This is a genomic window from Bartonella sp. LB28NMGDW (assembly GCF_042194435.1).
GTDB lineage: Bacteria > Pseudomonadota > Alphaproteobacteria > Rhizobiales > Rhizobiaceae > Bartonella > Bartonella grahamii.
Map to the genome: position 1 here is coordinate 1 of NZ_JBHIMX010000163.1, position 570 is coordinate 570.

General features: G+C 44.0%; 1 pseudogene. It reads right to left on the reverse strand.

Annotation, left to right across the window (positions count from 1 at the left end):
- A pseudogene (locus ACFIKG_RS09815) lies at positions 1–570 on the reverse strand (phage late control D family protein); the annotation flags it as partial.

Sequence of the window (570 nt, forward strand, 5' to 3'; positions counted from 1 at the left end):
CTTAATGTGGCATTGCTGCCCTTTTGAGCGATCAAAATAAGAAGCTTCAATGGTGCCATATTGCGTGCGTGGCTCTAACGTGAACTCCCAGTTGGAACAGTCGTGCTTATGAAGTTCGAGTGCTGGTAAATTATCTCCGCTTAAAAATAAAAACTTATTGTCCTTGATCAAAAAACGTGCCCGCATGCGATCGGCAAGGCGGGTTAAAAAATCAACAGCCGATTGATCTGTACGAATCACATAAGGTAAAGTTTGTTGGGTGAACTGAGGACTGACCTTTGCTTGATAGCCATGGCGTTTAGCGAGTGTCTCAACAATCTCACCAACAGTTTTGTGATCAAAATGCTCACTCACCTGTTCTTTGAGCTCTTTACGCATCGAGGCACTTTTGCCACAAAGGCGTAAGATCTCTCCATCACTGCCACCACAACTTACAACCGATTCGACAACAAAACACCCCATAAAAGCACTGATGCTGTTCTCATAGCCAAAAATCACCTGCAGAGCGTTGCCCGTTTGTGGAACCTCTAAATCATTGCCACTATCATCAAACTCTGCTTCAAATGTATC